The sequence below is a fragment of the Paenibacillus sp. Leaf72 genome, from assembly GCF_001422685.1.
GTDB lineage: Bacteria > Bacillota > Bacilli > Paenibacillales > Paenibacillaceae > Pristimantibacillus.
In genome coordinates this window covers 299,298-317,436 of record NZ_LMLV01000030.1, presented here as the reverse complement: position 1 = coordinate 317,436, position 18,139 = coordinate 299,298, and the positions used below count along the sequence as shown (strand labels likewise).

17 protein-coding genes are annotated in these 18,139 nt (G+C 51.5%); 5 read left to right on the top strand and 12 right to left on the bottom strand.

Annotated features, from left to right (window positions below):
- The first annotated feature begins 68 nt into the window (after positions 1-68).
- Positions 69-1,604 carry an exopolyphosphatase gene (gene ppx / locus ASF12_RS22635; protein ID WP_056039809.1) on the top strand — a complete coding sequence of 512 codons (1,536 nt, stop codon included), beginning with the start codon at positions 69-71 and terminating at the stop codon, positions 1,602-1,604.
- 87 nt (positions 1,605-1,691) lie between these two features.
- Here the strand turns inward: ppx and ppk1 are convergent, their stop codons facing one another.
- The 9 genes from ppk1 to ASF12_RS22590 all read right to left on the bottom strand — a co-directional run bounded on the left by ppk1 (position 1,692) and on the right by ASF12_RS22590 (position 13,871).
- Complete coding sequence (gene ppk1, locus ASF12_RS22630) at positions 1,692-3,752, bottom strand: polyphosphate kinase 1 (RefSeq protein WP_155973388.1); 2,061 nt, start codon at positions 3,750-3,752, stop codon at positions 1,692-1,694.
- Between the two features lie 86 nt (positions 3,753-3,838).
- Entirely contained in the window at positions 3,839-4,231 is a 393-nt protein-coding gene (locus ASF12_RS22625) for an FxsA family protein (protein ID WP_056039805.1), read from the bottom strand.
- Between the two features lie 46 nt (positions 4,232-4,277).
- Positions 4,278-4,754 (bottom strand): acyl-CoA thioesterase, encoded by a 477-nt coding sequence (locus tag ASF12_RS22620; RefSeq protein ID WP_056039803.1) that lies wholly within the window; start codon positions 4,752-4,754, stop codon positions 4,278-4,280.
- Positions 4,755-4,951: 197 nt separating this feature from the next.
- Positions 4,952-6,706 carry a pyruvate kinase gene (pyk, locus tag ASF12_RS22615; protein ID WP_056039801.1) on the bottom strand — a complete coding sequence of 585 codons (1,755 nt, stop codon included), beginning with the start codon at positions 6,704-6,706 and terminating at the stop codon, positions 4,952-4,954.
- 223 nt (positions 6,707-6,929) lie between these two features.
- Complete coding sequence (locus ASF12_RS22610; RefSeq protein WP_056039799.1) at positions 6,930-8,006, bottom strand: acetyl-CoA carboxylase carboxyltransferase subunit alpha; 1,077 nt, start codon at positions 8,004-8,006, stop codon at positions 6,930-6,932.
- Positions 7,996-8,868, bottom strand: a complete 873-nt coding sequence (gene accD, locus ASF12_RS22605) for an acetyl-CoA carboxylase, carboxyltransferase subunit beta (protein ID WP_056039797.1) — start codon at positions 8,866-8,868, stop codon at positions 7,996-7,998. The genes ASF12_RS22610 and accD overlap by 11 nt, the downstream gene beginning before the upstream one ends.
- A 40-nt stretch (positions 8,869-8,908) precedes the next feature.
- Positions 8,909-9,097, bottom strand: a complete 189-nt coding sequence (locus ASF12_RS22600; RefSeq protein ID WP_056039796.1) for a hypothetical protein — start codon at positions 9,095-9,097, stop codon at positions 8,909-8,911.
- 98 nt (positions 9,098-9,195) lie between these two features.
- Complete coding sequence (locus tag ASF12_RS22595) at positions 9,196-9,696, bottom strand: phosphatidylglycerophosphatase A family protein (protein WP_081418968.1); 501 nt, start codon at positions 9,694-9,696, stop codon at positions 9,196-9,198.
- 512 nt (positions 9,697-10,208) lie between these two features.
- Positions 10,209-13,871, bottom strand: a complete 3,663-nt coding sequence (locus ASF12_RS22590) for a DNA polymerase III subunit alpha (RefSeq protein WP_056039793.1) — start codon at positions 13,869-13,871, stop codon at positions 10,209-10,211.
- Between the two features lie 126 nt (positions 13,872-13,997).
- Here ASF12_RS22590 and ASF12_RS22585 point away from each other — a divergent pair, with 126 nt between their 5' ends.
- The 3 genes from ASF12_RS22585 (at position 13,998) to ASF12_RS22575 (ending at position 15,255) form a co-directional block, all read left to right on the top strand.
- Entirely contained in the window at positions 13,998-14,324 is a 327-nt protein-coding gene (locus ASF12_RS22585; protein ID WP_056040129.1) for a YtrH family sporulation protein, read from the top strand.
- Between the two features lie 3 nt (positions 14,325-14,327).
- The gene (locus ASF12_RS22580; protein WP_056039790.1) at positions 14,328-14,843 is read left to right on the top strand and encodes a hypothetical protein; all 516 of its coding nucleotides are present in this window, start codon (positions 14,328-14,330) and stop codon (positions 14,841-14,843) included.
- A gap of 115 nt (positions 14,844-14,958) precedes the next feature.
- Positions 14,959-15,255, top strand: coding sequence for a YtpI family protein (locus tag ASF12_RS22575; protein WP_056039788.1), 297 nt, complete (start codon positions 14,959-14,961; stop codon positions 15,253-15,255).
- Between the two features lie 93 nt (positions 15,256-15,348).
- Here the strand turns inward: ASF12_RS22575 and ASF12_RS22570 are convergent, their stop codons facing one another.
- Positions 15,349-16,689, bottom strand: coding sequence for a DRTGG domain-containing protein (locus ASF12_RS22570; protein ID WP_056039787.1), 1,341 nt, complete (start codon positions 16,687-16,689; stop codon positions 15,349-15,351).
- A gap of 34 nt (positions 16,690-16,723) precedes the next feature.
- A complete protein-coding gene (locus tag ASF12_RS22565; protein ID WP_056039785.1) occupies positions 16,724-17,212 on the bottom strand; it encodes a hypothetical protein in 489 nt (162 codons plus the stop codon).
- Positions 17,213-17,392: 180 nt separating this feature from the next.
- On the opposite strand from ASF12_RS22565, the gene ASF12_RS22560 reads away from it, so the two are divergent.
- Positions 17,393-17,740, top strand: coding sequence for a helix-turn-helix domain-containing protein (locus ASF12_RS22560; protein WP_046228758.1), 348 nt, complete (start codon positions 17,393-17,395; stop codon positions 17,738-17,740).
- Between the two features lie 69 nt (positions 17,741-17,809).
- On the opposite strand, the gene ASF12_RS22555 is transcribed toward ASF12_RS22560, so the two are convergent.
- A complete protein-coding gene (locus ASF12_RS22555; RefSeq protein WP_056039781.1) occupies positions 17,810-18,091 on the bottom strand; it encodes a hypothetical protein in 282 nt (93 codons plus the stop codon).
- Positions 18,092-18,139: the final 48 nt, after the last annotated feature.

Below are 18,139 nucleotides of genomic sequence, written 5' to 3'. Positions count from 1 at the left end.
TACGCATCTTAGGACATTCTTCATCTGCTATGTTAAAATAAATTATTGCAAAAAATCGGAGGTTCGCTATGAATGAACATCGCATTGGTATTATAGATATAGGCTCCAACTCGGTGAGGCTCGTTGTTTATGAGCGAACAGCACACGGAGCACACCGCGTCATTGATGGGAGCAAACGCCCGGCGCGTCTAAGTGAACGAATTGACGATCAGGGCAATCTATCAGCTGAGGCAATGAGCGAGCTGCTCGGCACACTCAGCCATTTCCGCTTAATTTGCGCCCATAACCGAACTGGAGAAATCCGCGCAGTGGCAACAGCGGCAATTCGCAACGCTTCGAACCGCGCGGTTATTTTGGAAGCGATAAAAGCCGAAACCGGCCTTGATATAGAACTGCTTAGCGGCGAGCAAGAGGCAGCCTTTGGCTTCCTTGGGATGATTAATGCGATGGACCTGGAGGATGGTCTATTAGTTGATATTGGCGGCGGCAGCACGGAGGTATCGCTGTTTCGCGGACGCAAGCTGCAGCACTCCGTCTCCTTTCCTTTTGGCTGCGTGAGCCTGAATCGGCGTTTCGCATCCAAAGGCATGCTCAGCGACGAGGCTTTGCGCGCGCTGGACAATGCAGCGCTTGAAGCCTTCAAGTCCGTTCCATGGCTCGCCAAAGCGCAGGGACTGCCCATGATTGGCGTCGGGGGCACCGCCAGAGCGCTGGGCAAAATCCATCAAGCGGCGACGAACTACCCTTTTCATCAAACACATAATTATGCGATACCCGGAGGGGACGCCGAAATGGTGTTTGATCAGCTGCGGGCCCTGCCGCTGGACAAGCGCAGCAAGTTTCCCGGCCTGTCCAAAGATCGGGTAGACGTTATTGTGCCCGGCTTAGCCGTGCTGCGCCAGCTTTACAAGCTGACTAAAGCTTCGGGCTATATCATTTGTGGTGCCGGATTGCGCGACGGCATTTTTCATGATACACGATTTTCGCAAGAGTCTACTCATCAGGATGTGCTGGGCTTCAGCCTGCATAACATCAGCATGCTTCATCCCGCTGCACCGATGCAGCATGTATCGCAGGTAAACCGGCTTGCTTTGCAGCTGTACGATGAGCTGAGGGAACTGCACCAAATGCCATCGCGAGCGCGGATTTTGCTTGATGCCGCTTCCAGCCTGTTTCGAATTGGCGCTTCCATTGACTACTACGACTACGCCAAGCATACGTTTTATTTAATCGTCAACTCGCATCTGAATGGATTGTCCCATAAGGAAATTTTGATTACGGCTTCGATCGCATCTTATAAAAGCAAAAGTCGGGCACGGCAGCAGCTCCGTCCCTACAAAGAGATGCTTGTCGAATCCGACTATGAGTTAATCTGCAGGCTGGGCACACTACTGCAGCTCGCCTCAGCGCTTGACCGCAGCGAGACACAGGCGCTAAGCAGGCTGGCCGTCTCTCTTACGCCTGAGCAGCTTAAGCTGCATGCCGTACGTCCTAGCAGCTCGCTGACCGTTGAGCGTCTGGAGGTAGGCGAGCTCGCTCCCGAGTTTTCCAAGCTGTGGAAGCTGACTCCTGTGCTCGAACTGCCTGATTATATTCAGGCATAGAAATCGTTGCTTTCCTTAAATATTTTCATAAAAAATAACGCGGTGAAAAAGGAATGGAGCATTCCTTTCTCACCGCGTTTTTCTTTTTTATACTTGTACTTTCCAGCCTGGGATATGTCTAGCCTCGAATTGACTGCGGAACGGTTTATTTTCATTTTCAACATGAACATAAGTGCCGTTTGACTGCAGTTTCCTAGCTTTGACATTGTCATTCAAATTCAAGTTCAGCATGTTGATGAGCGTCTGACGCAAATGCGCGTCGTACACTGGACACATCAGCTCCACCCGCTTCATCAGGTTGCGCGTCATCCAGTCGGCACTGGATAAATAAACTTCCTCTTCCCCGCCATTGTGGAAATACATGACTCTTGCATGCTCCAAATAACGGTCCACAATGCTGATTACCTGAATGTTCTCGCTTCGGCCAGCAACACCAGGACGCAAGCAGCATACGCCGCGGACAATCAAATCGATTTTCACGCCTGCCTGCGAAGCCTCGTACAGCTTATCGACCATCTCTTGATTGGAGAGCGAGTTCATCTTCGCAATGACACGGCCCTTCTTCCCAGCCGCCACATGGGCGATTTCCCGGTCAATAAGGCGGAACAGCTTCTGCTTGAGATCCGTTGGAGCTACGCCAAAAGCTTTCCAGTCATATGGATCGGAATAGCCCGTCACCTCATTGAACAGCGCCGATGCATCGCCGCCGATTGTCGGATGAGATGTAAACAGACCGATATCAGTATACAGCGTCGCTGTGCTGTCATTGTAATTTCCTGTGCCCACATGCACATAACGGCGCAGCGTGTCCTGCTCCCGGCGCACGACGAGCAATATTTTCGCATGGGTTTTCAATCCAATCAGACCGTAGACGACATGGCAGCCCGCTTTCTCCAGCTGGCGCGCCCAAGCAATATTGCGCTCCTCATCGAATCGCGCCTTCAGCTCGACAACAACGGTCACCTGCTTGCCAGATTCGGCTGCTTCAGCCAGCGCTTGAACGAGCGCTGACTTGCCGCTGACCCGATACATCGTCATTTTAATCGCAAGCACATCCGGATCGGTGGCCGCCTGAAGCACAAAATCATTAACCGCATCAAACGATTCATACGGATGGTACATGAGAACGTCCCGCTGGCGAATCACTTCAAACATGTCGTCAGTGTCGTCAAATTCCATCGGATAGACCGGCTCCATTTTGTCATAACGCAAATGGTCATAGCCTGGTATAGCCTGAGCGAACTTCATCATAAAGCTTAAATCGAGCGGTCCATCAATTTCGATCAGGTTATCCTCGATTTCCAGCTCATCCTTGAGAATATCCAGCGCATCCGGATGCATGCCGCGAGCAACCTCAAGCCGTACGGAGATACCCCAACGGCGTTTGCGCAGCTCCTTCTCAATTTCCTCCAGCAAATCCTCGGCATCTTCATTGAGCGTAAAATCAGCATTGCGCGTCAAACGAAACGCATGCACCGCATAAGCTCCATAGCCATTGAAAAGGGTATCGATAAATTGCTCAATCAGATCCTCCAGCAGCACATATTCGCGCTTCTTGCTATTCGGGCGTTCAGGCAGCGGGACAAATCTTGCTAAAATCGATGGTACCTGCACCATCGCGAATAGCGGGTCTTCATCAGGTGCGGCTTCCGGGTGGCGCAATAAAACAGCTAAATATAATTCCTTCGTATGTACAAGTGGAAAAGGCCTGCTCTGATCGACCGCCATCGGTGTCAGGACAGGAAATACAATTTCATGAAAATACTCCGATACGGCCTTGGACTGCGTCATATTCAGCTCGCTCATTGAACGGATGGCAATGCCTTCCCGTCCCAAGCCGCGCAGCACGTCCCGATAAGATTTATATTGATCATGCACCATTTGATTCGTGCGTTTAATTAATCGTTTCCATAAGCCCGCGGGCGTATAGCCTGTAAAATCAATTTTAGAATAGCCTGCTTTAATTTGCTCTTGAATGCCCGCTACACGCACACTCATAAATTCATCTAAATTACTGGATACAATGGCTAGAAACTTGGCCCGCTCAAGCAGCGGATTGTTTACATCCTGCGCCTCTTGAAGCACTCGGCAGTTAAATTCGGCCCAACTTAAATCTCTGTTAACATAGTGGGACAAATGTTTTGTCATTTTGTGCGCCTCCCTCATATATGCCCCTATTATGCGCTACAACTATTCGTGTCGTATTATTAATTTGTAAAGCTAATGTAAACATCTTAGAACTTGCGTATGGAAAAAGATCCTCCGCGTATCCGTTTCTCCAGCCAGTGCAGCATGATCTGCTGATAAAAAGAACGGGTAAACGGCAGCAGAAAGGTCAGACCGATGATATCGCTGAAAAAGCCGGGAATAAGCAGCAGCAAACCGCCAGCCAGCACACATAGACCCTCCAGCAGCTTGCGTCCGGGTATTTGGCCCTGCTGCAGCTGAAGCTGCGCTTCTGCCCACACTCTGCGTCCCTCCGCCAGCGTCAAATAAGCCCCGACCATACTGAACAAAACGATGAGCCCAAACGTCTTCCACCCGCCAAGCCAGCTGCCCACTTGCACGATGCCCCAAAACTCAATCAAAGGCAATATAATCAATGCTGCGATGAGCCATTTTTTCATTATAAATTCCTCCCGTCCAGTTTATGCTGGCAGCAGCCGTCACCATTCAGCTTGTTATCTGCCTCATTAAATCATACAGCGCGGGGAGCCCTTTGTCCAAACGCATAGGTCGCCACTCCTTATTTACCCACACATGCTTGGTTCCTCCCGTAACGAGCCGCTCCCCCGGAAGGCTTTCCTGCTGCTCGTAAAAAGCGGGCTTAAACGACGCCTCATCTACTTTGCGAATTTCCGATTCAAAGGATAAACGCACGGAAGTGAAATCTGAAATGCGCGTGCAAATAAGCAGTGTGTCGTCATAACGCGCCGGCAATGCATAATGGCAATGCAAATCGATGACAGGCAGCAGCATGCCGCTTTGTTCAATAGATTTGTAGTCAAAGCCTGCTGATCGTATCAGCTCGGTGCGCCCAATTTCAAACCAGTTCAAATAGTTCGTGTGAAACACGACCCCCATTTGATCCGTTTCCTGATAACGGACGCGCAGCGGATGCGCGAACCATCCAGACAACGGGCTGCTCATCATGTAAACCTCCCTTTAAGTTCAACAAAAGCGACGGTGAAATCACCATCGCTTGTTGTTGCTCTGTCTATACGAGCAAAGAATATGCAGTTAAGGTGAAACGGCCGAAAGCCGTCCTCTGGCGGCGCGCGGCGTTTCAGTCCGAGAAATATAGAGAAAGTATGACGAAATCATATACTTTCCTATATTTTTGAAAATTATACAGACTTGGATTGGCCGGAGTAAATAACGCCTGTTTCGCCGTAAAGCGTAACTTCCATGCCATCTTCCAAAATAGTTGTAGCATTAGAAATGCCCAGAATAACTGGAATTCCGAGGTTGATGCCGCAAACAGCCGCATGGCTAGTAATGCCGCCTTGCTCCGTTACGACAGCAGCCGCTTTCTCGAATGCAGGCATATATTCTTTATCGGTCGATACGGTTACCAGAATCGAACCTTGTTTTGTTTTTGCAATAGCTTCTTCAGGCGTGCGGGCAACGACTACTGTACCAGTAGCTGTTTGGCTGCCGATGCCTTGTCCATTTGCCAGAAGCTCGCCAATGTGGTGAATTTTGATTAGGTTTGTTGTTCCAGAGCGGCCTACTGGCACACCAGCCGTAATAACGATTGTATCGCCAAGAGCAAGCAAACCAGTGCTGAGTGCGCCGGTTACTGCATTTTCGAACAAACCGTCTGTGGAATCAACGAGTGCGCCTTTAACCGGAATAACGCCCCATACAAGTGCCAGGCGACGCATAACCGTCTCTTCTGTTGTTACCGCAATGATTGGCGCTTTCGGACGGTATTTGGATACCATACGGGAAGTGAAGCCGCTTTGCGTCGAAGTAACGATCGCTTTCGCTTTCAGGTCAAATGCGGAATTAGCTACCGCTTGGGAGATTGCTTCCGTTACGCTTGTTTGCTGTGCATTCGCTTGTTTCGTGAAAATTTCACGGTATTCAAGAGCCGATTCTGCACGCTCAGCGATACGAGCCATCGTTTGTACCGATTCAACTGGATATTTACCAGCAGCTGTTTCGCCGGAAAGCATGATCGCATCTGTACCGTCGAAAATCGCGTTCGCAACGTCGCTCGCCTCAGCACGAGTCGGACGCGGGTTGCGCTGCATCGAATCCAGCATTTGTGTTGCTGTAATAACGGGCTTGCCAGCGCGATTACATTTTTGAATCATCGATTTTTGTACGAGCGGTACTTCTTCTGCTGGAATTTCAACGCCAAGGTCGCCGCGGGCAACCATCAGGCCGTCGGAAACTTCCAAAATTTCATCAAGGTTGTCTACACCTTGCTGGTTCTCAATTTTAGAAATAATTTGAATATGACCCGCATTGTGGCGCTCCAGAAGCTCGCGAATTTCCAAAACATCGCTTGCTTTACGCACGAAGGAAGCCGCGATGAAATCTACGCCTTGCTCAATGCCGAAGACGATGTCGTTCGCGTCTTTCTCAGTAATACCAGGAAGCGAGATGTTTACGCCTGGTACGTTAACGCCCTTCTTGCTTTTAATTTGACCGCTGTTGACGATGCGGCAAATGATTTCTGTTCCTTGCACCTCTTCAACCGTCAAGCCAATTAGGCCGTCATCGATCAAAATGGTCGAACCAACCGAAACGTCGTTAGGCAGATCCGTATAAGTAATCGGAATACGCGTTACGTCGCCAAGAATTTCTTCTGTTGTCAAAGCGATTTTCTCGCCTTGCACCAGTTCAATTGGCTCTTCTTTCAATTTGCCCAGACGAATTTCCGGGCCTTTCGTATCAAGGAGAATGGCAGTTGTTTTGCCGAGTTCGATATTTGCTTGACGAATATTCTTGATGCGGTTACCGTGCTCTTCAAAATCGCCGTGGGAGAAGTTCAGACGAGCGACGTTCATGCCCGCTTGAATAAGCTTCTTCGTGTTTTCAAGTGATTCGCTGGATGGTCCGATTGTACATACAATCTTTGTTTTACGCATGTTTAGTTTTCCTCCGTTATATTGCCTGCTTGAATGGTAGGCCTTGCTAGTTAATATTCTTTTAAAAATATAAGAATTTATAAGTTGTTCACATATAAATAGGCTTATATTTCTCGGACTGAAACGCGCTGTGCCGCCATAGGACGGCGAAAGCCGTTTCACCTTGACCACAACTTAAATTACACGATTACGAGCAGCTTGTACAGTATAAAATATTTGTAAACTATACCTGCGCCGATTCCGGCTGCGCTGCTTTCTCAGTGCTTGGTTCTCCGCCTACTGCTGCTGCCTCGGAAGGCTCGTCTGCCAGCTCAGCGGTTTGCTGCTCTTCTGCCAGCGCCTGCTGGGCAATCTGGAACTTGCCGATTTTGCGGAATTTGCAGTAGCGGTCCTCTTTCAGCTCTTCCGGCGTCATGGCGCGCAGCTCCTGCAAATGGCTCCACAGCTTGGTCTTCAAGTGCTCTGCTGTAAAAGCAAGATCACGATGCGCACCGCCCTGCGGCTCCTCTACAATGTCCTCGATGACTTCAAACGCGAGTAAATCTTTGGCTGTAATCTTCATCGCTTCCGCCGCCTGATCAGCTTTCGATGCATCCTTCCAGAGAATCGAAGCTGCTCCATTCGGCGAAATCGCAGAATAGATCGCATTTTCCAGCATCAGCACCCGGTTGCCTACGCCAAGCGCAAGTGCACCGCCGCTGCCGCCTTCGCCAATAACGACGCATATGATCGGCACGCCGAAACCAGCCATCTCCCGCAAATTACGGGCAATTGCTTCCGATTGGCCCCGTTCCTCAGCAGTATTGCCAGGATAAGCGCCTTTCGTATCAATAAAAGTAATAATGGGACGATTAAATTTATTAGCTTGCTGCATGAAGCGCAGCGCCTTGCGGAAACCTTCCGGGTGGGGACTTCCGAAGAAGCGGGCGATGTTGTCGCGCGTATCCTTGCCGCGTTGGTGTCCGACAACCGTTACCGGTACGCCGTTCAGCTTGGCAAGTCCGCCTACGATAGCCAAATCATCGGCAAACAGGCGGTCGCCATGCAGCTCGATGAAATCGGTAAACACCGCCTGAATGAAATCCAGCGTCGTCGGACGCTGATGGTGGCGCGCTACATGCATTTTTTGCGCAGGGGTCAGCTCCTGGTACATTTCCTGTTCCAGCTGCTTGCAGCGCTCCTCAAGACGGGCAATTTCCTCGGAAAAATCCATGCCATTGCCCGCCGCGAGCGTTTCCAGCGTCTTTATCTTTTCCCTTAAATCACTGAGCGGTTTCTCGAACGGAAGCTCACCCGCCATTAGACAATCCCTCCCCTGCGGTATGCATATCAAGCAGTTTGGTCAGCATTTGCTTCATGTCGTTACGGTGTACAACCATATCAAGCTGGCCATGCTGCAAATTGAATTCCGCCGTCTGGAAGTTGTCCGGCAGCTTCTGACGAATCGTCTGCTCGATTACAATGCGGCCTGCAAAGCCTACTAATGCGCCAGGCTCGGCCAAATTGTAGTCGCCAAGACTTGCGAAGCTCGCCGAGACGCCACCCATCGTTGGATCGGTGAATACCGAGATAAACAAGCCGCCCGCTTCATGAAGCTTGGAGAGCGCTGCGCTTGTTTTCGCCATTTGCATAAGGCTCAGAATACTTTCCTGCATGCGTGCGCCACCCGATGTGGAAAAAATAATAAGCGGCAGGCGCTTGTCAAGCGCCGCTTCTACAGCCCGCGTTATCTTTTCACCTACGACCGAGCCCATGCTGCCGCTGAAAAAGTCAAAGCTCATGACAGCGACAACGACAGGAAGACCGCCGATAGTTCCTTCGCCGGTAACAACTGCTTCACGCAAATTCGGATTTTTAGCCAGTTGCTGCTCCAGCTTGCTTGCATAACCAGGGAAACCAAGCGGATCTTCCGATACAAGGTCCGTATCGTATTCCGTCAGCTGTCCTTCATCAAGCGTCATGGCAATGCGCTCCCAAGCCGAAAGGCGGAAGTGATAGCCACAGGAGGAGCAGACCTTCAGATTCTTCTCCAGCTCTTTGCTGTATTGAATCGTTCCGCACCGCGTACACTTATTCATCAGTCCTTCTGGAATGTCGCGTTTAGGGCGCTCCGAAGGTACTGTCGCGTATTTCTTCTTCGTAAACAAGTCCTTAATTTGCACGTATGACACCTCTCAAGGCGCAATCGAATAAGGGAATCCGTTACAGCTGAAACAAGGAGTTAAACACTTCTTGAACTTCCTCCAGCTCACCCGACGGCACCAATATTTCAAATTGCTGTTTAGACAGATTGACTGGACGGATCTTCACGAGAAATCCTTCTTCCGTAAGCCGTTTCTTGATATTCTCTGCGATTTTTGCTGTTGGCGCGATATAAATGACCGTCCACATTATGGTACCTCCTGAAAACTTTGCTACGGGCAAAGTTTACATCTTAAACATAGCTAAGTCCCGTTAACAGGTCATATGATCTTATAATAGTATCATAATCATGGGGAATCGGGCAAATGGTATTGCTGCGCTTTCGGGTCCTGATGTGCAATTCTTGCCGATGCGGCCGCCGCAAGTCCCGCAACGAGATCATCAAGGAACACATGAATATGCCGCCCTTTTATATTAAGCTGATTAATAATGCCAGGCTTCACTTTATCCAAATAACCAAAACTCGTCAAGCCGATCATCCCGTACACGTTCGTAATGCCAAGCGCCAGCGTCTCATCCACCCCATACAGCGACTCATCATTTTCCATAATCGCCTGCAGCGGTTCAGGCAATAGCTTGCGCTCCGCCAGCTCGTCTAAAGCGATGCCCGTATAAAGCACATACTGCACCTCGCGCTTGCCCAGTACAGCCCGAACGCTGTCCTCGCATTCCTTCATGCATAAGCTCGCATTGTAAGGACGCTGCAGCGTATACACAATCTCAGCAATATCATCGACCTTCACTCCGCGCTTGCCCAGCCACGCTTCAATCTTGGATGTCGAAGCCATGTCCATCCCTCCCATGCTTGTACGCTGTTATGCAGCGTAAGCAGCGGCAATGCGGCTTTCGGGGCCCTAATAACGATGCTGCCTTTCGCGGAAGCTGTATCCCCATAGCCCGCAAGCAACAGCTGACCTCCCGCATTTCTCCGCTTGTATCCCTAAATGTATGCGGATAAAGAAAGATATGTGCATCATTTTGAATTCGCTTGCGCAAGAGGTCGCAGGGTGAAAACTTAGAAAGCGGAGAGGACGAAATAAGAGAAGAAAGCCCGAAATGCGAGGAAAAGAGGTTAACGAAGTAAAAGAAATAAGAGAAGTAAGAGAAATGGGCAGCAATGGCTTGAAAATAGGGCTGGCCTTCGCTGTAGACAGCTAAGGCCAGCCCTATGAGAGATCGCTTTGCCATGTTTAAGCTTCGCGATTATTAAATAAAATCAAACGTTCTAACCTTTGCAGGAGTCCTGTCTACCTAGCTATGAACTCCAGTAATTTATGCTTGCGCCGTATGCTGCTTGCTCCTATTTGACGACGACAGCCCCTTCGCCGAACAGCTGCTCAATCTCGCCGAACAACTCCGGCGACGGCTTGACGCGGTAGCTGTCGCTAAGGGCGATCAGCTTCTGTTCACGCTCGTAGAACAGAACGGTGTCCAACTGGCCGGGGTGCTCGGCCAGCAGCTGCTTGAGCCGCTCCAGCGCGGCAAGCTGCTCGCGCGCGGCTGCGAGCTTGATGTAAACCCGCTGGCGCTTACGCCCAGCGGGTTCCTGCCGCGGTGCCCGCGGAGGCAGCTGCTGCGCTTCGCCCGCAGCAGCAGCGCCGGGCCCGCGGCCCGCCGGGGCGGCTGGCGCTGCCGCCCCACCCTTGCCCTGCCCGGACGGCTTCGCCTGCCCGGGACCGGGCCACGCGCCTCTCGCGGCGCGGGCTTGCGCTTGCCGTTGCAAGCGCTGCGCCTGCTCTGCGAGCGGCGCCCCTGCCGCAGCAGCTCCGCCTGCGAGCGGCACAACATCCTCCAGGATGAGCTTAAACTCCTCATCCTGATGCTGCACGGTCGCCTGCACAATGGCGAGGCCGCCCTTTTCCAGCTTATCCGCGCAGCGTTTCCACACTGCCGGGAACACAACGGCTTCAACGCGGAGGATGCGATCCTCCAGCTCCAGAAACCCCATCGCATTGCCCTTCTTGTTCGTGAACGGCTTCAGCGACACAATATGCACCGCCGCTACCGCCGGCGCGCCTTCCGCGCTATCCGCCAGCTCAAACAGACGGTCGAGCCCGAGCGGCGCAAGCTGCTCCTCCACTGCATCGAGCGGATGCCCTGACAAATACATGCCGAGCAGCTCGCGTTCAAACTCCAGCTGCTCAGCTGTTGAGAACGGCCTGATGTCCGGCAGCTCCACATCCCAGTTCTGCACCTCATCGAAACCAAACAGCTCGATCTGCAGCTCGGCGCGCTCCTTGCGCCATTTCACCGCCGCTTCGACCGTCTCCTCCAGGGCACCGAGCAATTGCGCCCGGTGCCCAGGCAGCGAGTCTAAGGCGCCAGCCTGGATGAGCGACTCCAGCACGCGCTTGTTCACGACGCGCAAATCGACGCGGCGGCACAGGTCGAGCAAGCTTTCAAACGGCTTGTCCGCCCGTTCCTTGCGCAGCGCTTCAATCGCCTGCGTACCGACATTTTTCACCGTCGCCAGCCCAAAGCGCACGGCCCCTTCAATCGGCGTGAACGTCACGCCGCTCTCGTTGACATCGGGCGGCAGCACCTGAATGCCCATTCGGCGGCATTCATCGACGTATTCCGCCGTTTTCCGCTGGTTGCCGTTCACGGATGCCAGCATCGAAGCCATAAAGGGAACCGGATAATGCGCCTTCAGCCATGCCGTCTGAAAAGCCAGTACGCCATAAGCAGCCGCATGCGCCCGCGGGAATCCATAGTCTGCAAAACGCACGATCATATCGTAAACGAGATTCGCCTCGTCCTCTCTGTAGCCCTGCGTCACACTGCCCTTCACAAAATGCTCCCGCTGCTCATCCAGCACCTCGCGCTTTTTCTTCGAAACGGCACGGCGCAGCAAATCCGCTTCGCCCAGCGAGAAGCCGGCCATGCTGGAGGCAATCTGCATAATTTGCTCTTGGTACACGATAATGCCATACGTATCGGATAGAATCGGCTCAAGGGACGGATGAGGGTATTCCACCTGCACCTCGCCATGCTTGCCTTGAATATATTTCGGAATAAATTCCATCGGACCAGGGCGATACAAAGCAAGAACCGATACGATATCCTCGAACTCCGACGCCCTCAAATCCCGCAATACGCGGCGCACACCGGAAGACTCCAATTGAAAAATGCCCGTCGTCTCGCCGCGGCCGAGCATCGCATACGTTTCTGGGTCATTGTCGGGAATCGTGCGAAAATCAATCGTCTCGCCATACTGCTCCTTCACCCAATTCAGCGTTCGCTCCAAAATCGAAAGGGTACGCAGTCCCAGAAAGTCCATCTTGAGCAGCCCAATCGCTTCCAGATGCTCCATCGAATATTGGGTTAAAACAGCCCCTTCGCCGCCCGCTTGCAGCGGCACATACTCCGTCAGCGGCTCGCTGGCAATAACAACACCAGCTGCATGCGTAGAGGCATGGCGCGGCATACCCTCTACCTTAAGCGCCATATCCAGCATCGCCGCCGTCTTCGGCAGGCGCTCCGCCGCCTCGCGCAGCCCTTCAGTCGTCCGCAGCGCCTCGGCAAGCGTAATGCCGAGCTGGCGCGGAATGAGCTTCGCCGCGCGATCCACCTCGGCAAGCGGCACATTCATCGCGCGTCCGACGTCGCGGACCGCTGCTTTCGCCGCCATGGTGCCGAACGTAATAATTTGAGCAACATGCCCTTCGCCGTATTTTTGGGCGACATAGGCAATGACTTCATCCCGGCGCTCATCATTAAAGTCGATATCAATATCGGGCATTGATATGCGCTCCGGATTCAGAAACCGCTCAAAGAGCAGCTTGTATTTCAGCGGATCTACATCGGTGATCCGCAGTGTATAAGCAACTAGAGAGCCGGCTGAAGAGCCCCGTCCCGGGCCTGTACGAATGCCCTGCTCATGGGCAAAACGGATAAAATCCCAGACGATTAGAAAATAATCGCTAAAGCCCATTTTTTCAATAACAGACAGCTCATAGGCTAGCCGCTGCTCTGCCTGCTGGCGGAAGTCCGGCTCCTGCATCCACTCCGGCAGCTGGCTGTATCTTGCAAGCAGTCCTTCGCTGCATAGCTGCTGCAAATACCCTGCTGAGCTTGCTCCCTCTGGCACGGGATGAAATACCGGAAGCGGCGCCCGTCCAAAAGCCAGCTCAAGCGTGCATTTATCCGCGATGGCTGCCGTATTTGCAATAGCCTGCGGCACATGGCGGAATAGGGCCTCCATCTCCTCCCCGCTCTTTAAATACATTTGGTCCGTCTGCATTTTCATACGGTCCTCATCATCGACGGATTTGCCTGTCCCAATGCAAATGAGTACATCCTGCATTTCTGCGTCAGCCGCAGTAATATAATGGACATCGTTCGTAACCGCCAGCTGAATGCCGGTTTCCTGCGCCAGCTCAATCATCGCTAAATTCACTTTTTTCTGCTCCAGCAAATGATGATCCTGAAGCTCCAAATAAAAATCATCGCCGAAAATGTCTCGGTACCGCTGTGCCGCCTTGCGCGCTTCATCGGGCCTGTCATGCAGCAAATGCTGCGAAACTTCGCCTCCAAGGCAGGCACTCAGGCAGACGATGCCTTCCGCATGCTTAGCCAGCATTTCCGGATCGACGCGCGGACGATAATGAAAGCCTTCCAAATGGGCAATCGAGCTCAGCTTCATGAGATTGCGATAGCCTGTTTCATTTTTGGCAAGCAAAATTAAATGATAGATCGGGTTTTCTTTGCGCGAGCCCTTCTCAAACCGCGAGCTTGCGGTCATATACATCTCACAGCCTACAATCGGCTTAATACCATGCTGCTGGCAGGCACGGATGAACGGAATGGCTCCATACATGACGCCATGGTCCGTAAGCGCCAGCGCCTGCATTCCCAGCTCGGCAGCGCGGGCTGTCAAATCGCGAATCCGTGCCGCGCCATCAAGCAAGCTATATTCACTATGAACGTGCAAATGCACGAATGGCGACTCTTTAGCGGTCATTGCGCCTCGCCCCCTCAGGTGTTCCATCTCTATTTGTCTATTTTATCATAATCGCCAAGGCACCGCCCATACAATGATAATAGGAGCCGGACGGGCTCCACTTGGCGAAGAGAGCTGGTGAGCGAAGTGAATTATTTTTTGATGAAGGCAGGGCTCGATTTCTTTATTGCCTTTGGCGTCGTATTAGGCGGCTCAATGCTCGCTGGCATTGGATCGGTTTTTCTGCTGATGCCCCCCACCTCCATGATGGTCAATACAGCGGCAAATTTAAAAATATGGGCTATAGTAGCCGCAGTAGGCGGCTCCATTGATCCGATGCGCGTCATAGAAAGCAATATTATGGAGGGGCATCTGTCCCCAGCGGCACAGCAGGTTGGCTATATTATCGCTGCTTTTCTCGGGGCTCATATGGGCACGGAGCTTGTGAGGCTCATTTGCAAAGGGACGGGCTAAGCGATGCGGCTGCCACCGTTTGACAAATATATTAAAGGGCTGCAAATGTTCGGCATGCTCCTGCTCGGCATGGTTGTCGGCGCGGTCGTTTACAACTCCCTCTACCAAGCACAATTTGAGGCGCTTGTCAGTCTCAAAAGCGAGCTCGAAATTCAATTGGAGCAATATGAGCAGGACATTGGCAATCTTAAAGAGTTCAAGCATCAGCACACGGTTATCAAGAGCATTTTGCCGAGAATTGAGCTGGAAGCCGGGCAAAACGCAGGTCGTCCGCAGCTCGACAAAATGACAGAGGCTGAGCTGATTCGGCGAATCAAAGCCGATCTGTCCGTTTTTATCGGGCAAAGCATTTACGAGATTGATTCCAATGCGCAGTTTGCAAGAAAGCTGCTGAGCAAGAGAGTTTACAACGGGGTACTGGAGAAGGATTACGAGGTCGAGGTCAAAACGATGCTTGTCGTCGATAATGTGCTGCAGCTGTGGGTTAAAGTCCGCCTGCATGATCGCGGACCGAGTTAGCGTAAAGACACCCGCTGCGCTGCTTCTGTTTATGTCCCTATTCATGCTACAATAGCAGCAGAAATGCGGAATATCGCACAATCATTCCGCTCGCAAAGGAGCTGCTTTAGAACGAATGGACTCACTGCTGCAATATTTATTCGCACCCGTCATCTTCCTCACCCTGCTGCTGACCGTTATTTTCAGCTACAGATCCCGTAGAGCCGCTGATGGTGCAAAGCGTATGCTGTACGGGGCCAGAATGAATATAAGCATGGGCGTCATGCTCATATTTATTGCCGGCGTTCAGCTGTTTTTGTCCAATGAATCCACTGTGCGCATCGTCATTGGGGCGCTGTTCATGGTCATTGGCCTATTCAATCTTTTCGCAGGACTGCGCAATCTTAGTATGCTGCGCACGACGCGACGCTAAAAAAAGGCAACGGCGAACGCAGCGCTTTTACAGCTTAGCTCCGTTCACTCCGCTTGCCTTTTTTTCAGAGCGACCGCCCTGGTTGCTTTATGTTTAAGGATCAATCATTTGGGCTGACATCATCGCTTTCGCTGCCAGCCCGCCCCGATCCCTCACTTCAATTTCCAGCTTCGTTGATTTGCGGCTCATCTCCATCGCCCGCGGTATAATCGTTATTTCACTGTCCATTTCTACTGGCTTCACAAAATAAGTCGTCATGCTTTCGAGCAAATAATCGCGTTTCCCCGTCTCGCGAATCATTCTCCTGCCAGCCTGCGTCATAAGCGTAACGAGCACGCCTTCCGATATCATGCCAAGCGAGCCTGACATTTGCGGCGTTACGACCCCTTTATAAACAAACTCGCCAGCCGCATCTTCACTAGCCATAAATCTTGACCACATTAAATCATCGAACGTTTCGCCCGATTCGGGCTGTTTGCCCGCAAACCGCAGCGCATCAATCACCTGCTGGCGGCTAATGACACCAAGCAGCTTGCGATGCCGATCAACGATAGGCAGCAAATCAATCCCTTCCGCCGCCATCGTATGAGCAGCGGATGTAACGGTAATATTCGGTGCTGCCGTAATCGGATGGCGGGTCATCAGCTTATCGACAGTCTGCTCATCCAGTGCGCCGGAGGCATCCTTTGCCGTCATCATGCCAATGACTTTGCCGCGGTCATCCACCACGGGAAAACGAGAATAACCTGTTCTGCGCCGCAGTTCCTTGAAGCTGCCTGCCGTATCTCCGGGATGCAGCACATCGGCTGGTCTGCTGAACGTAACCAAATCTTCAATCAACATCACTTTTCGCTTAATGAGACGGTCGTACATAGCGCGGTTGATCATGGACGCAACGGTAAACGTATCATATCGCGAAGAGAGAATAGGCAGCCCCTTCTCATCCGCAAGCGCTTTAACCTCTTCGCTCGTCTCGAAGCCGCCTGTAATGAGCACACCTGCTCCTTGCTCCAGCGCCCGCTTATGCGCACCGATCCGGTTACCGACAATAAGCAGGCTGTCTTCATCGATATAACGCAGCATAGCATCGAGCTCCATCGCGCCGATAACGAACTTATGCAGCGTTTTTTCAAGGCCAGATGCGCCACCAAACAGCTGGCCTTCTACAATTTCCGCTACTTCGCCAAACGTAAGCTGGTCGAGCGCCTCTTTTCTTTTACGGTCGATGCGCACCGTCCCAATTCGTTCCTTTGTGCTGACGAGTCCGGTTGCTTCCGCTTCTTTAATGGCTTTATAGGCTGTTCCTTCACTGACTCCCAACGTTTTTGCAATCACTCTGACCGAGATTTTCGTTCCGATCTTCAGCTCTTGAATATGTGCAAGAATCAGCTCATGCTTGGTGCTGGTCTCTGAACCGGAACCGACTTTAGACACACCTGTACCTCCCTTTGGCTTTCAACACTGCTGGCTAACTATTAATGTTCTCATTATACCAATCCACCATAACGGCGGCGACCTTAAGTTTCGCGTCTATTTCCTTGCCCTGCTTGTCCACAAAACGATATTTATCGAACACAGGCTGCAATACGCCTTTGCTTAAAGCTGTACTCATGCCTTCAATAATAAAAGCTTGCCAATCGTAAACAATCGGTACCGAATAACGTAATTGATAAGCAGGCACATCCGTCATCTTAACCGATTGCTGCGGAATTTCCTCGTAAATGGTGGAAAATAAAATCGTGGCCTTCTCGCTATAAGGGCGCGATGCGACTTCCGATTCCAAGCTGATACGATATTCAACCAGTTGTGAATGAGGCTCAACCCGGCAGCGCAAAATACCATGCGCGAGCAGAAGTTTCTCTTTTTTATGAAAAATCGTATAGCTTAAACGCACGTGGAATCGCACTTGACGATAATGCAGCTGAACTTTGCGGAAAAACTCAAATTCTTCTACCATCTCCCAATCTCCTTGTAAAAAGAACCTTTTAAGTAAAAAGAAGTTTAATAAGGACCATTTTACATAATTATAATAAAGTCAGGTATTTCCGTCAATGACTTTAGTCATTATATTTAATAGGTTCTATAGAACGTTGTTGGTTGGCATCTAAAGCTCTATCTTTAGGCTGAGGTGAACAATTTGAGTAAATTTGCCCGATACATAGGAGATAACATCCGCACACTGCGCAAAATGAGAGGCCTTAGCCAGGAGCAGCTGGCGCTCAGAGCGGACATTAATGCTTCGTATATGGGGCAAGTCGAGCGAGGAGAGAAAAGTCCTACCGTCGATGTTCTCGGCAAAATTGCCGCAGCGCTCGACTCTCCGCTGGAACAGCTTGTTCATTTGGATGCTTCGCAGCAGACAAGCCCAGAAGACAATAGTTACGCCGACAAAATCGCCCATCAATTACATGGACTAACCGTCAAAGAACAAGAAGCGGTTTACAAATTCGTAAAGCAGCTCGTCCAGTTCAAAGAATTGGATTAATGTTTGAAAAACAAATAAGGCTCAGCGATCATCGCTGGGCCTTATTTGTTTTTGTTTCGCTTTTGCTAGCTAGCCCCGCGCGCGCCGCCCGGCAACAACCTGCTGCAGCTTGCGCTCCAGCGCCCGGCTTTTGGCACGTTTAATGCGCTGCATCTGCTGCCGCCTCGCTTCGCCTTGCATCAGCGCATCGATTTGCGCCGCCACAATGACAAGCGAGAACACCAGCCAGACGATGCCAAATAAGCTTGTCCCGCTCCAAGGAGCGCCCAAATCCAGTCTGGGCACCCCGTAGACTAGCATCGCTACCGCAGCTAGCAAATATAATACATGACGGCTCCTGCCTTTTCTCATATCCCTCAGCTCCTCTGGTAGCACTTCCTCACATTATATGAAGCAAGG